The sequence below is a fragment of the Sphaerisporangium krabiense genome, from assembly GCF_014200435.1.
Classification (GTDB): domain Bacteria; phylum Actinomycetota; class Actinomycetes; order Streptosporangiales; family Streptosporangiaceae; genus Sphaerisporangium; species Sphaerisporangium krabiense.
The window spans coordinates 2,716,741-2,730,267 of the sequence record NZ_JACHBR010000001.1 but is presented as its reverse complement, the minus strand read 5'-3'; the positions used below and the strand labels follow the sequence as shown (position 1 = coordinate 2,730,267).

Sequence of the window (13,527 nt, the reverse complement as noted above, 5' to 3'; positions counted from 1 at the left end):
CCTTCACCACCGGTGACGACCCTGACACCTGGAGTAGTTTGCCGTAACTTCGCCGCGAGCGATACCCCACGGAATTCTGTCCGGCCGCCCTCCTCGGACGATTCCGGCCAACCACACTAAGACCATCATCTTCGGCATTCACCTCAATAGCCTCACCACACCTCCGATCAGGTCAAAATGGGGCGAGAATCGGGCGAGAGACGGTTTACGAAAAGCACGAGGAAGGCGGTCTCGGCGACGCCAGGACAAAAAGGAGGCAATCATCCAGGCCGCCGATCACGCGAAAGGAGACTCGGAGCTGGTGGACGGGTATGCAGGCGGTGTCGCCGAGGCGAGGCGAACGTAAGGACCCGCCGACCGATCTACTTGAAGGCAGGTGCGCGACGCATGAGTCACCGCGCGGACCATCCGCTCGTATACCTGACGGGAGCCGTGACACGGCTCATGGCCACCGTGATCGTCCTCGGTCTCGCCGGGGCCGTCGCGGCGTCGCCGGCCGAGGCGGCCTCTCCCACGATCACCGTTTCAGATGATCACGGGAGAGGCTCCTACAACCGTATAAGCAGGGTGGGGAACGGCAGATACATCTCCGCCATCCTGGAAACGAGCAGTCCGAACTACAACATCGGCACTCAGAGCCTGTCGATCGAGCTGCAGCACGGGAACTCGGCGATAGGAATAGCCAACTGCAAGAGAAGGCACCGCGTCTGTAACATCAAGATACGACAGAACGTACCGCATATCCGCAAGAACACCACTGGGGGCTGAACATCCCGCGTTCCCCTGATCCGGCCCTTCTTCACAGAAAAGGCCGGATCAGGCCGGGTCACCGAAATGCCCCCGCACAAAAGCCGCCCTCACCCGCGACCTGTCACCGCCCGGTCGGCCCGGAAGCGATCGGCGTGCTCGGACGCGCACCTGTCGTCCGGCTCTGATCAGCTCGTCCGCCACATGGCGTCCGACGGTGGCCGTCGCCCCGCTCACAAGAACGGTCATGGGCCTTCGCCGAGTTCGAGCAGCCGCGTGACCGTGTTCCAGTTGCGCATGGTGGCGAGGACGCCGGACCGCTCCTCCAGCAGGGCCGGCAGCTTGGTCCGCCTGAGGCCGTCGGGGAAGTACATGTACAGCTCCCGCCTGCCGATCGCGACCTCCTCCGGCGCGTAGAGCGCCGGGTCGATGCCGTCCACGACGCCCCGATCGGGGACCTCGGCCTGGAACGCCACCATGAACCTCGCCGGGTCCCGGATCTCCAGGGGATTCTCCTCGACGACGGCGCGCAGCTCCGGCACCGTCCGCAGGATGACCGCGGGCCCGACGCCCAGTTTCTCGGCGCATCGGCGCCGGATACGGCCGGCGATGCCGGCGGGATCGTCCGCGCCGGCCGTGAACAGGGCGTTCCCGCTCCGCAGGTGCGTGCGGACATCGCCGTACCCGAGGCCCTCCAGCAGCGCCCGGAGATCCGCCATGGCGATCTGGGTGCGGGGGCTGACGTTGATGCCGCGCAGCAGCGCCACGTAGCGCATCGATCTCACCTGCTTCCCGTTCGAGAGTGCACGGCGACGCTACCGCCCGTACCCGTCAGGATCCGTCAGCTTTCCCCGCGGCCATCGGGACGCTCCGCGCCGAGGTGAGAGCCTTGGCGTCAAGAACGCGTAGGGAAACCTGGACACCGACTACACGCGCGTATAGCTTGCTGCACGCAGGTGTAGTCGGCTACACGCCTGGACAGGAAGAGAGATCGTGGCGACGACCCAGCCGAACCCCGAGGACCTCACCGCCCGTGCCCGCATCCGAGACGCGGCGCTGCTGCACTTCGGAGAGCACGGATTCGAGAGGGCGACCATCCGCGGGATCGCCAAGACCGCAGGAGTCTCCTCAGGTCTGGTACGCCACCATTTCGGCTCCAAACAGGCGCTGCGCGAGGCGTGCGACGACTACATGGCCCAGACGGTCCGGCAACTGAACGACCAGGCCCGCGAAGGGCTCAGGAACGGCACGTTCGGCGACATCGACCACATCGCCGCCGCGCGCGCCGCCCTGATCCCCTACCAGCGGTACCTGGCGCGAGAGCTGGCCGACGGATCCGCCGCGGCGCTGTTCGACCAGATGGTCGAGATGACCGAAGGGTGGCTCGCCACCTTCGAGGAGACCGGTGACGTCACCTTCACGGCGGACCGCCGTTCCCGCGCGACCGTGCTCACCGCGATGGCGCTGGCCGTCCCGGTGCTGCACGAGCACGTCTCGCGGGGGCTCGGCGTCGACACGCTGACGCCGGAGGGAGACCACCGCCTCGCCATGGCGCTGCTCGACATCTATTCGCACCCTCTCATGAGCCCGGAGGACGCCGCCGCGGCGCGCGTCGCTCTGGACAAGGTCCGGGACCAAACCCCAGCGGAGCGCGACGCCACGCTCCGCGCGTTCAAGGAGCGACAACCATGACTGACGCCATCGCGGTGGCAGGGCTGGTCAAGACGTTCGGCCCCACACGGGCGCTGGACGGCCTCGACCTCGCCGTACGCACCGGCGAGGTGCACGGCTTCCTGGGCCCGAACGGCGCGGGAAAGAGCACGACCATCAGGATCCTCCTCGGCATGATGCGCGCGGACGCCGGCACGGCCCGGCTGCTCGGCGGCGACCCCTGGGCCGACGCGACCGCGCTGCACCGCCGGCTGGCCTACGTGCCCGGCGACGTCACGCTGTGGCCGGGCCTGTCGGGCGGCGAGGTGATCGACCTGCTCGGCCGGATGCGCGGCGGGCTCGACAAGCGGCGCAAGGCCGATCTTCTCGAGCGCTTCGACCTCGACCCCCGCAAGAAGGGCCGCGCCTACAGCAAGGGCAACCGGCAGAAGGTGGCCCTGATCGCGGCCCTGGCGTCCGACGTGGAACTGCTGCTCCTGGACGAGCCGACCTCCGGCCTGGACCCCCTCATGGAGGAGGTGTTCCGGGACGCGGTCCGCGAGGAGCAGCGGCGCGGTGACCGCACCGTGCTGCTGTCCAGCCACATCCTCTCCGAGGTCGAGGCGCTGTGCGACCGGCTCACCATCATCAGGGACGGCCGCGCCGTCGAGACCGGCACCCTGGACGACCTACGTCACCTGAGCCGCACCACGATCCAGGCCGAGCTGGCCGGGCCCGTGGACGGGCTGGCGAGCCTGCCCGGCGTCCACGACCTGCGCGCAGAGAACGGCCGGGTGCGCTTCGACGTCGACACCGAGGCCCTCGACCCCGCGCTGCGCCACCTCACCGCCGTGGGCGTGCGCAGCCTCGTCAGCAGGCCGCCCACGCTGGAGGAGCTGTTCCTCCGCCACTACGACCGCGGCCAGGCCGCCGAGGTGTCGCGATGAACACCCTGACGGGCACGGGCGGGCTCGCCCGGCTGATCCTCCGGCGCGACCGCGTGCTGATGCCGCTGTGGGTGCTGTTACTCGGCCTCGTCCCCCTCTCCTACGTCGCCTCGATCAACGAGCTGTTCCCCACGGCCGCCGGGCGGCACCAGTACTTCACCGCCAGCGCCCACAACGCCGCCTTCGTCGCGCTCTACGGCCGCCTGTTCGGCGACGACCTCGGCCAGCTCGTCGCCTGGCGCGCCGGGTTCCTCCCGATCGTGGTCGGCCTGTTCGCGATCCTCACCGTCATCCGCCACACCCGCACCGAGGAGGAGAGCGGCCGGCGCGAGCTGCTCGCCTCGACCGTGGCGGGACGGCACGCGGGCCTGGCCGCGGCGCTGCTCACCACGCTCGTCGCGTCGCTGGTCATGGGCCTGCTGCTGGCGGTGGGCATGCTGGGCCAGGACATGCCCGCCTCGGGCTCGTGGGCCTTCGGACTGCAGCTCACCCTGACCGGGTGGGTGTTCGCCGCGGTCGGCGGCGTGGCCGCGCAGCTCACCAGCGGCGCGGGCGGCGCGCGCGGCGCCGCGATCATCGTCCTCGGCGTCGCGTACGTACTGCGGGTGGTCGGCGACATGAGCGGCATCGGCGACGGCGCCCTGTCGTGGGTGGCCTGGCTGTCGCCGTTCGGCTGGGCCGAGCACCTGCGCCCCTACGGCGGCGAGCAGTGGTGGTCCGCCCTGCCGGCGGTCGCCTTCACCGGGCTGCTCGCGGCGGCGGCCGTCGCGCTCTCGGCGCGCCGCGACGTCGGCGCGGGTCTCCTGCCGCCCCGGCTCGGCCCCGCCTCCGCGGCGCCGGGCCTGGCCTCGCCGCTGGCCCTGGCCTGGCGGCTGCACCGGGGCCTGCTGTCCGGATGGGCCGCCGGGTTCGCCGTGCTCGGCGTGGTGCTCGGCTACCTGGCCGGGAGCGTCGGCGACCTGGTGCGCGACAACGCGCAGATGACCGAGATCTTCGCCAAGCTCGGCGGCGCGTCCGGCCTCATCGACAGCTATCTCGCCGCGATGACGCAGCTCTTCGGGCTGGTCGCGGCCGGATACGCCATCCAGGCCACGCTGCGCGCCCGCGCCGAGGAGTCCGGGGGCCGCGCCGAGCCGGTGCTCGGCACCGCCGTGGGCAGGGTCCGCTGGATGGGCGGCCACCTGGTGTTCTCGCTGCTCGGCCCCGCCGCCCTGCTGGCCGTCGCCGGCCTCGCCGTCGGCCTGACCCACGGCCTGAACACCGGCGCGGTCGGCCGCGAGGTGCCCCGGGCACTGGCGGGGACCCTCGTCCAGCTCCCCGCGGTGTGGATCCTGGCCGCGATCGCGGTCCTGCTGTTCGGCCTGCTCCCCCGCTTCTCGGCCGCGAGCTGGGGCGGGCTGGTGATCTGCCTGCTGGCCGGGCTGGTCGGCAGCGCGCTCGGCCTCGACGAGCGCGTCCTGGAGATCTCCCCGTTCACGCACCTGCCCAAGCTGCCCGGCGGCGAGGTCAGCGCGGCGCCGCTGGTGTGGCTGACGGCCATCGCCGCGCTCCTGACGGCGGCGGGCCTCACCGCCTTCCGCCGCAGGGACGTCCCCGTCGGCTGAACCCTCACCTCGCGAAACCGTCGGTGGCCCCTCGTAGAGTGCGCTTCGGCGACGGGCGCCGGCAGACCGCAGGCCGGCTCGCGCGACGTCTTCGCGCGAGCCGGCCTGGCTTCCCGTGCCGGGCGGTGGCCGAGGGGCGCGGTCAGCGTTTGCGGGCGATGGTGAGGCCGTCGCGGAAGGGGAGCATCACGGCGTCGACGCGGTCGTCGTGGGCGATGTGGTCGTTGAGGACGCGCATCGCGCGGTGGTGGTCCTCCTGGTAGGCGGGGTCGGCCACGCGGGCGCCGAGGAGGACGTTGTCCAGGAGGATGACGCCGCCCGGGCGCAGGCGGGTGACGATCTCTTCGTAGTAGACCGGGTAGTTGCCCTTGTCGGCGTCGATGAAGGCGATGTCGATGACCGGGTCGGGGGGCAGCGCGCGCAGGGTGTCGGCGGCCGGGCCGAGCTTCAGGTCGATACGGTCGGCGACGCCGGCGCGTTCCCAGAACTCCCGGGCGACGGCCGTCCACTCGTCGCTGACGTCGCACGCGAGCAGGCGCCCGCCCTCGGCCAGCCCCCGGGCGATGCAGATCGAGGAGTAGCCGGTGAACACGCCGACCTCGACCGCGTTCCGCGCGTCCACCATGCGCGTCAGGATGGTCAGCAGGGTGCCCTCGTCGTGGGACACCTGCATGGCGGCCCTGCCGCCCGCGATGTCCCGGGTCCTGACGATCAGGTCCCGCAGCACGTCGTCCGGCGGCGTGGAGTGCGTCGACGCGTAGTCGCCGAGGACGGGGTCCACGATGTGCATCGTGTCCGCCGTCACGAACGGCGTCCACTCGACGGTCAGCTCCTCCTGGGTGGCGAAGCGCACGAGGTGGCGCGTGACGACGTCCCGCACGCGCGCCAGCGCCTCCTCGTCCCCGGCGGCGGCGATCATGACCAGGTGGTCCTGGTGCTCGGAGACGGTGAGCACGCACAGGTCATGGGCGCCGAACGTGAGCGTCCCCCTGCCGTCGTCCGCCAGCTCGGTGGGAATCTTGTTGCCCAGGTGCGCGACGAGCTGCTTGATATAGCGGGCCGGACGGGGTGTGGCGACATACGCCGTCGAGGAAGGCAATCGCGGTCCTTTGTCTAGAGCGACGACTCCGCGCCGGGCCAGGGGCACGCCCCGCCCGGCGCCGGAAAACAGTCAATACTCCAATAACGGCAGTGCCGCGCGCACTAATCCGGCTTTATCAATTCATGGACATTCGTTGCGCGCACACCGCGCGCGGGCGGCCAGGGCCCGGCGCCGGTGCCCGGACCGCACTCGGAGGATGGCGACTCGACGCTATTCTCCCTGCATGGGACGCGACGGACGTGATGAGCGCGGTGTGACGCCTCAGGGCGAGGACTTCTCGGCCTGGTACAACGAGCTGGTGGCCAAGGCCCAGCTCGTGGACCGGGGCCCGGCGAGGGGCACCATGGTCATCCGACCGTACGGCTACCGTCTGTGGGAGCTTCTCCAGGCCGAGCTCGACCGCCGGATCAAGGACACCGGCCACGAGAACGCCTACTTCCCGATGCTCATCCCCGAAAGCTACCTGCGGCGCGAGGCCGAGCACGTCGAGGGGTTCTCGCCCGAGCTGGCCGTGGTGACGCACGCGGGCGGCAAGGAGCTGGAAGAGCCGCTGATCGTCCGGCCCACGTCGGAGACGATCATCGGCGAGATGATGGCCAAGTGGGTCTCCTCCCACCGCGACCTGCCGCTGCTGCTGAACCAGTGGGCCAACGTCGTGCGCTGGGAGCTGCGTCCGCGCATGTTCCTGCGCACCACCGAGTTCCTCTGGCAGGAGGGCCACACCGCGCACGCCGACGAGGCCGACGCCATGCGCGAGACGATGCTCGCCCTCGACCTGTACACGGAGGTCGCCCGCGACATCGCGGCGATCCCGGTCGTCCCCGGCGAGAAGACCCCCGGGGAGCGCTTCGCGGGCGCGGTGCGCACCTACACCATCGAGGGCATGATGCGGGACGGCAAGGCGCTGCAGGCCGGCACCTCCCACTACATGGGCACGAACTTCGCCGAGGCCTTCGACATCCGCTACACCTCCGGCACCGGCCGTCTCGAACCGTGCCACACGACGTCGTGGGGTATGACCACCCGCATGATCGGCGCGGTCATCATGACCCACGGCGACGACAAGGGCCTGGTGCTGCCGCCCCGGCTGGCCCCTTACCAGGTCGTCGTGGTGCCGATCGGGCGCGGCGACCAGCTGGAGCGCACGTCGGCGGCCGCGCGCGAGCTCGCGGACCGGCTGAAGGCGGCGGGCGTCCGCGCGCACGTCGACGACCGCGCCCAGCTCTCCCCCGGGTTCCGGTTCAACGACTGGGAGCTGCGCGGCGTCCCCGTCCGCCTGGAGCTCGGCCCGCGCGACCTGGAGTCCGGCACCGTGGTCATGGTCAGGAGGCTCGGGGACGAGGGCAAGCAGAGCATTCCGGTCTCCTCGGCGCCGGACGTCATCCCGGGCCTGCTGGAGGAGTTCCAGGAGTTCCTGCTGCGCCGGGCGACCGCCTTCCGGGACGGGCACACCGCCGCCGCCGACTCCTGGGACGTCTTCGTCGAGGTCGTGGCCTCGGGCTGGGCGTCGGCCCTGCACTGCGGCGCGCCCGCGTGCGAGGACGACATCAAGGCGAAGACCGCCGCGACGCCGCGCTGCATCCCGCTCGACGGCGCCGCGGAGACGGGCCGCTGCGTGCACTGCGGCGAGCCGTCGGCGTACGGCAAGCGCGTCCTGTTCGGCCGCGCCTACTGAGCCGCGCCTACTGAGCCGCGCCGCTACGTGCGGGCGTAGCGGACGAGACGGGCCTGCGCGTCGGCGTACGGGGTCGCGGCGGGCACGGGCCGGCCGTCCCTGACGGCGGTGGCCACGCCGACGGCCGCGTCCAGGGCGGCGCGGTAGGGCAGCGAGCCCGTGCTCACGCGGCGGACGCCGAGCCGGGCCGTCTCGTCGGCCGAGAGCCCGGGAACCACCAGCACGTTGAGCGGCACGGGGATCCCCGCCGCCAACGACGCGATGACGGACGGCTCCACCGCGCCGGGGACGAAGATCCCGTCCGCGCCGGCCGCGACGTAGGCCGCCGCGCGGTCGAGCGTGGCGGCGACCGTGGCGTCCTCGCCGAGCCAGTACGTGTCGACGCGGGCGTTCACGAACAGGTTCGGGCACTCCTGTTTGATCGCGGCCACCTTCGCGGCGTGCGCCGCCGGCGCGACCAGCCCTGTCGTGCCGCCGTCCTCGATGTTGACGCCCGCCGCGCCGGCCCGCGCCACCTCGGCGGCGTACGCGGCGACCTGGCCGGGGTCGTCGGCGTAGCCGTCCTCGATGTCCACGCTGACGGGGCAGGGCAGGCGGCCGAGGGCGCGGGCGAGCGCGAGGTTGGCCCCCGCGGTCGCCCGCTCGCCGTCCGGGCGGCCGAGACCGGCGGCGACGCCGAAGCTGGTCGTGCCGACGGCCGGGAAGCCGGCGTCCAGGAAGGCGAGCGCGGACGGCACGTCCCAGGCGTTGGGCAGGATCAGCGGCCGGTCGCCGTGGTGGAGTTCATGGAAGGTCATGCGCCCGTCGTCCCCCTGTGTGATCACGTCGCCCGGCCGGCCCCTGCACGGACGGGCGCGTCACCGGTGGTACGGGGCCAGGCTAGGCCCGGCTCGTTTCGACCGCCGCCGAAACGTACGCCGCACGGGCCGGTCGTGAGCCCAGATCGTCCGGAACCGGGCTCACGCGCTCAGCCGCAGCTCGGGTGGCCGGACGAGACGCTGCCGAAGGTGATCACCTTGCGCAGCCCCACCTTGGCCGTGACGACGAAGCATCCGCCGCTCCCGGCCGCCGCGTCGAGGTTCCGCCTGGCGCTGTCGAACTTGTAGGCGACCGCGGCGGAGCAGGCGGCTCCCAGCAGGCGGCTGCGCAGCGGCGCGCAGATGAGCCCCGCGGCCGTGTCGGCGACCCACCCGAGCCGGTCGAGCTTGGCGTCCATCGACCGGGTGATCTTCTGGTTGAAGTAGAAGGCGCAGGACAGGCTCGCGCACACATGGCGTACCGATGGGACGGCGGCGTGGGCGGGCGGGGTGGCGGTGCCGAGCAGTGCCGCGCTCATGATCACGGCGGCGAACGTCTTCGCGGGGAGGTTCACGGGCTCGCGTCCTTTCCTGGAGGTCCGGGACTACAAGGGAGCCCCAGCGCACCCGCGTCCGGATACGTTCACGGACACTTCCGGACACTTTTCGCGCACGCGCAGGTGAAAGGCCCCGGACGCGCGTCCCGCCGCCACTTCGCCGGGACACCGGGGCGAACGACCGGCGAAATATCGATCTTTTCCAGCGCCTGCCATATTTCCGATAGGACTCGCGAGAATTTAAATCTCATCTACGCTGAGAAAAGGGGGAATGTCCGGACGCGGCACGTACCGAGACCTGGAGATCGCGATGGTCAGGGGCAGCAGAACCGATCCCGGTATTGAAATGGCGCGGTTGCTCCGCGCGCTGCGCGACCAGGCCGGCATCAGCGTCCGCGAGATGGAACGGCGCAGCCGCGACCGCCGCGGCGGGAACGGCCGCGTGGTCCCCGGCCTGTCCAAGACCACGGTCAGCGCGCTGATCCACCAGGAGAAGCCCACCTGGCCCACCCGCGAGCAGTTCGACGCCTTCGTGGACACCTGCCTCACCCACGCGCGGGCGCACGGCCGGAACCTGCCCACGCACCTGGGCGACGAGAAGGGGCTCGGCCGGCGCTACGCCGAGCTGAGCACGCGGCGGGCCCGCCAGGCCGGACGCCCGCCCGCCGCCGCGTCCCCCGCTCCCGTGCCCCGCCAGCTCCCCCCGGCCATCGGCGGGTTCGTCGGCAGGAGCCGCGAGATGGCCGAGCTCACGGCCCTGCTGAGCGCCGAGGACGCCCGCCCGCCGTCGGTGGTGATCGCCGCGGTCTCCGGCAGCCCGGGCGTCGGCAAGACCGCGCTCGCGCTGCACTGGGCGCACCTGGTCCGCGACGCGTTCCCCGACGGCAGCCTGTACGTCAACCTGCGCGGCGGCGACCGGGACGCGCTCGCGCCCGAGGACGTCCTCGAAGGGTTCCTCCGCGCGCTGAACGTGGCCAAGGACGGCATCCCGCCCCTGCTGGACGACCGGGCGCGCCTGTACCGCTCGGTCCTGGACAAACGCCGCACCCTCGTCGTGCTGGACAACGCGGCCTCCGTCCAGCAGGTGCGGCCGCTGCTCCCGGCGTCCCCCGGGTCCATGGCGATCGTCACCAGCCGCACCCGGCTGACCGGGCTGATCGTCCAGGAGGGCGCGCACCCCCTTCCCGTGGACCTGCTGCCGGCGGCCGAGGCGCACGAGCTGCTGCGGCAGGTCGTGGGCGCCGACCGGACGGCGGCCGAGCCGGAGGCCGTCGCCGAGATCACCCGGATGTGCGCCTGCCTGCCGCTCGCGCTGCGCATCGCCGCCGAGCGCATCGCCATCCACCCCCACGACGGGCTCGCCGACCTGGCCGCCGAGCTTGGCGTGGAACACGAACGCCTCGGCGTGCTGGAGACCGAGGACGTGTCGGTGCGCACCGCGTTCGCCCTGTCCTACCAGGACCTCCCCGAGGAGGCCGCCCATCTGTTCCGGCTGCTCGCCCTCCACCCGGGCCCCGACATCAGCACGCGGGCGGCCGAGGCGCTGGCCGGGCTCGGCCCGGCCCAGACCCGGCGGCGCCTCGACAGGCTGACCCAGGCCCATCTGCTGGAGGAGACCGGCAAGGGCCGGTACCGCTTCCACGACCTGCTGCGCTGTTACGCCCGCGAGGTCCTGGCCGAGGAGCGCGAGCGCGCGGCCGAGGCGGCCGAGGAGCACCGGCGGGCCGAGGACAGGCTCATCGCCTGGTACGCGCACTCCGCGGCCGCGGTCAGCCGCATGCTGGCCCCCTCCCCCTCCGCCTACCAGCCCGTGCCGGCCCCGCCGCCGGCCGGGTGCCGTCCGGAACGCTTCGCCGGCCACGCCGACGCGCTGCGGTGGTGCGACGCCGAACGCGCCAACCTCGTCGCCGCGACCCGGCGGGCCGCCGAGAGCGGCGGGAACGAGGCCTGGCAGATCCCCACCACGCTGATGTTCGCCTGCTACCTGGGCGCGTACGTGGTGGCCGACTGGATGGCCCTGCTGGAGCCGGCGCTCCCCGCCGTACGGCGGGCCGGCGAGCCGAACGCCGAAGGGGTGATCCTTTTCAGCCTCGGCCTCGTCCACTGGCAGGCCCATCGGTTCGACGAGAGCGTCGCCTGCTTCCAGGAGGCGGCCGGGTTGTGGCGGAGCACCGGCTACCGCTGGGGTGAGGGCAGCGCCCTGCACAAACTGGCGGAGACCTACGCGCTGCAGCAGCGCTTCGAGGAGGCGGAACGCCTGTTCCGTAAGGTTCTGGCCACCGCGGAGGAGCTCGGTGAGCGGTGGGGTCGCGGCAACGTCCTGGTGAGCCTCGGGAACCTGTGCAAGAGCGCGGGCAGGACGGAGGAAGCCATCGCCTACCTCAACGAGGCGCTGACCACCTACCGCGACACCCGGCCGGACCTGGTGGGCAACGGAGCCGCGCTGATCGGCCTCGGCGACGTCCACCGGAGCCTCGGACGGCACGACCGCGCCATCGACTACTACCGCCAGGCCCTGACCAGCAGCCACGAAGGAGGCAGCCGGGGCGACGAGGTGCGGACCCTCTATCACCTCGGCGAGAGCCTCTTCCACGCCGGTCAGGCCGAGGAGGCGTACCGCGTGCTGTCCGAGGCGATGGCCGTCTTCGACGAGCTCGGCGATCCGCGGGCCGACGCGGCCCGTGACCTGATCGACAAGATCTGCGCCGGTCACGGGCCGCCTCCGGCGGACGGCGGCGGCCCGTGAGCGGCGCGGGCGGTCAGCGGATCTCGTAGACGGCGGTGGTGCCGCTCACCTCGTGGCCGACGACGAGCAGCGGACGGTGGGTCGGGCTGTCGGCGGCGGGGACGAACAGGACGCCCTCGGGGCCGACGTCGCCCGCGGTGCCGGCCTCGACCGAGCCGGCGAAGTCGCGGGTGTTGAGGTAACCGGCCAGGACGGGGCGGCGCGGGTCGGACAGGTCGTAGGCGACGACGCCGCCCACCCGCTCCAGCCCGGCGAACGCGTAGGTCCGCCCGCCGACCTCGCCGACCGCGACGCCCTCGGGCTCGGGTCCCTTGTTGTCGCTCCTGCTGTCGAAGGAGCCGTTCTTCTCGTTGTCGGCGTTGAACTCGGCGGGCAGCTCACGGGCGATCAGGCGTTCGAGCTCGTCCCCCGAGTCCCACACCAGGGCGCCGCTCTCGGAGCGCACGGAGATCGACCGGCCGCCCAGGGCGTGCAGCTCGGTGTAGGCGCCGGAGGCGTCCTTGGGCGAGTCGGTGAGCACGTTGAGACGGCCGAGCTCCTCGTCCTTCTTGAGCCGGGCCGCGTCGGGGAACGCGGCCGCGGACAGGGTCAGGCTCTTGACCCTGGCCTCGTCCGCGTGGCAGGGCCAGTCGCGCCCGTCGCCCTCGTTGGCCGTGACCAGGTAGGTGCGGCCCCGCGCGCGGAAGTGCGCGATCGCGTCGGGCATGTACAGGCCCTTCAGTCCCGGGCGGGGCCGGATGTCGATCTTGCCGTCCTTGTCGGAGGCGTCGATGCCCGCCGCGCCCCAGTCCTTCAGGCCGAGCGGCACGATGCGCTCGACCTTCGCGCGGTCGAGGTCGACGATCGCCACCGCGTTGTTCTCCTGCAGCGTCACCCACGCGGTGCCGCCCTCGATCGTGACGTACTCGGGCTCCAGGTCCCGCGCCACGCTCGCGCCCGGGCCCGAAATACGCACCCCCGCGGCGCGCAGCCGGTCCGCCTGGCCGTCGAAGGCGCCGAAGCCGGCGGTGCGCACGACGCCCCGCCGCAGGTCGATGACGCTGACCGACCCCTCCGGGTCGTCGGCCGCGCCCTGGCAGTAGGACGCGGGCTCGCCCTCGTTGGCGACGACGATCCGGCGGCCGTCCGGGGTGAACGCCAGCATGTCGGGCAGCGCGCCGACGGTGAAGTCCTTGAGCTTCTGGCCCGTGCGCGCCTGGAACAGCGTGACCGTGCCCGGGGCCGTCTTGCTCTCCGCCTGGCGCGCCACGGCGACCAGGCCGTCCCGCACCGCGACGCTGTTGGCGCCGGAGGCGGCGAGCGAGGTGACCTTGCGCGGGGCGCGCGGGTCGCGGATGTCGAGGACGTCGATGGTGCCGTCCTGGGCGTTCACCACGAAGACCCGCCGGGTCGCGGCGTCGTAGGCGGTGATCTCCGAAGCCCCGGTGCCGACCGCGCCGGTGGCGAACCGTCCGAGGAGACTCAGGCTGATCGCCGAGTCGCGGCCGCCCCGCCGGTCGTGGTCGCCGTCCCGGGCGTCCGCCCGCGCGGGGGCGGCCGCGAGGGCGAGGGAGAGTGCCGTCGTCGTGGCCACGGCCGGCCGAAGAAGGTTCCTGGGGTGCATGCGCCCATCCTCGTGACCGCGCACGACGCTACTTCCTCTCCGCGATGACGGCCCGGTGAACACGGAGTTACCCGAATCGCTCCCCCATTTGACCACGGT

The 13,527-nt window shown here is 72.3% G+C and carries 11 protein-coding genes; 6 read left to right on the top strand and 5 right to left on the bottom strand.

What is annotated here, in order from left to right:
* Positions 1 to 387: 387 nt before the first annotated feature.
* Entirely contained in the window at positions 388 to 768 is a 381-nt protein-coding gene (locus BJ981_RS12185) for a hypothetical protein (RefSeq protein ID WP_184610887.1), read from the top strand.
* A 224-nt stretch (positions 769 to 992) separates the two neighbouring features.
* Here the strand turns inward: BJ981_RS12185 and BJ981_RS12180 are convergent, their stop codons facing one another.
* Positions 993 to 1,523, bottom strand: coding sequence for a DUF1697 domain-containing protein (locus BJ981_RS12180; RefSeq protein ID WP_184610885.1), 531 nt, complete (start codon positions 1,521 to 1,523; stop codon positions 993 to 995).
* 217 nt (positions 1,524 to 1,740) lie between these two features.
* On the opposite strand from BJ981_RS12180, the gene BJ981_RS12175 reads away from it, so the two are divergent.
* From BJ981_RS12175 to BJ981_RS12165, 3 genes are read left to right on the top strand one after another with little or no spacing between them, the layout of a single operon-like run.
* Positions 1,741 to 2,439, top strand: a complete 699-nt coding sequence (locus BJ981_RS12175) for a TetR/AcrR family transcriptional regulator (protein WP_184610883.1) — start codon at positions 1,741 to 1,743, stop codon at positions 2,437 to 2,439.
* Positions 2,436 to 3,344 (top strand): ABC transporter ATP-binding protein, encoded by a 909-nt coding sequence (locus tag BJ981_RS12170; RefSeq protein WP_184610881.1) that lies wholly within the window; start codon positions 2,436 to 2,438, stop codon positions 3,342 to 3,344. Before BJ981_RS12175 ends, BJ981_RS12170 begins: the two co-directional genes overlap by 4 nt.
* Positions 3,341 to 4,948: an ABC transporter permease gene (locus BJ981_RS12165; protein ID WP_184610879.1), complete on the top strand. Its 1,608-nt coding sequence runs from the start codon at positions 3,341 to 3,343 to the stop codon at positions 4,946 to 4,948. Before BJ981_RS12170 ends, BJ981_RS12165 begins: the two co-directional genes overlap by 4 nt.
* Before the next feature lie 142 nt (positions 4,949 to 5,090).
* On the opposite strand, the gene BJ981_RS12160 is transcribed toward BJ981_RS12165, so the two are convergent.
* A complete protein-coding gene (locus BJ981_RS12160; RefSeq protein ID WP_184610877.1) occupies positions 5,091 to 6,047 on the bottom strand; it encodes a DUF2218 domain-containing protein in 957 nt (318 codons plus the stop codon).
* A 256-nt stretch (positions 6,048 to 6,303) separates the two neighbouring features.
* Here BJ981_RS12160 and proS point away from each other — a divergent pair, with 256 nt between their 5' ends.
* Entirely contained in the window at positions 6,304 to 7,725 is a 1,422-nt protein-coding gene (proS, locus tag BJ981_RS12155; RefSeq protein WP_204070394.1) for a proline--tRNA ligase, read from the top strand.
* A 23-nt stretch (positions 7,726 to 7,748) separates the two neighbouring features.
* Here proS and BJ981_RS12150 read toward each other — a convergent pair whose 3' ends face one another.
* Together BJ981_RS12150 and BJ981_RS12145 are read right to left on the bottom strand one after the other, a co-directional pair.
* A complete protein-coding gene (locus BJ981_RS12150; protein ID WP_184610872.1) occupies positions 7,749 to 8,522 on the bottom strand; it encodes an isocitrate lyase/PEP mutase family protein in 774 nt (257 codons plus the stop codon).
* A gap of 170 nt (positions 8,523 to 8,692) precedes the next feature.
* Positions 8,693 to 9,097: a hypothetical protein gene (locus BJ981_RS12145; RefSeq protein ID WP_184610870.1), complete on the bottom strand. Its 405-nt coding sequence runs from the start codon at positions 9,095 to 9,097 to the stop codon at positions 8,693 to 8,695.
* Between the two features lie 253 nt (positions 9,098 to 9,350).
* Here BJ981_RS12145 and BJ981_RS12140 point away from each other — a divergent pair, with 253 nt between their 5' ends.
* Complete coding sequence (locus BJ981_RS12140) at positions 9,351 to 11,825, top strand: ATP-binding protein (RefSeq protein WP_184610868.1); 2,475 nt, start codon at positions 9,351 to 9,353, stop codon at positions 11,823 to 11,825.
* A gap of 13 nt (positions 11,826 to 11,838) precedes the next feature.
* Here BJ981_RS12140 and BJ981_RS12135 read toward each other — a convergent pair whose 3' ends face one another.
* A complete protein-coding gene (locus BJ981_RS12135; protein WP_184610866.1) occupies positions 11,839 to 13,428 on the bottom strand; it encodes a choice-of-anchor I family protein in 1,590 nt (529 codons plus the stop codon).
* Positions 13,429 to 13,527: the final 99 nt, after the last annotated feature.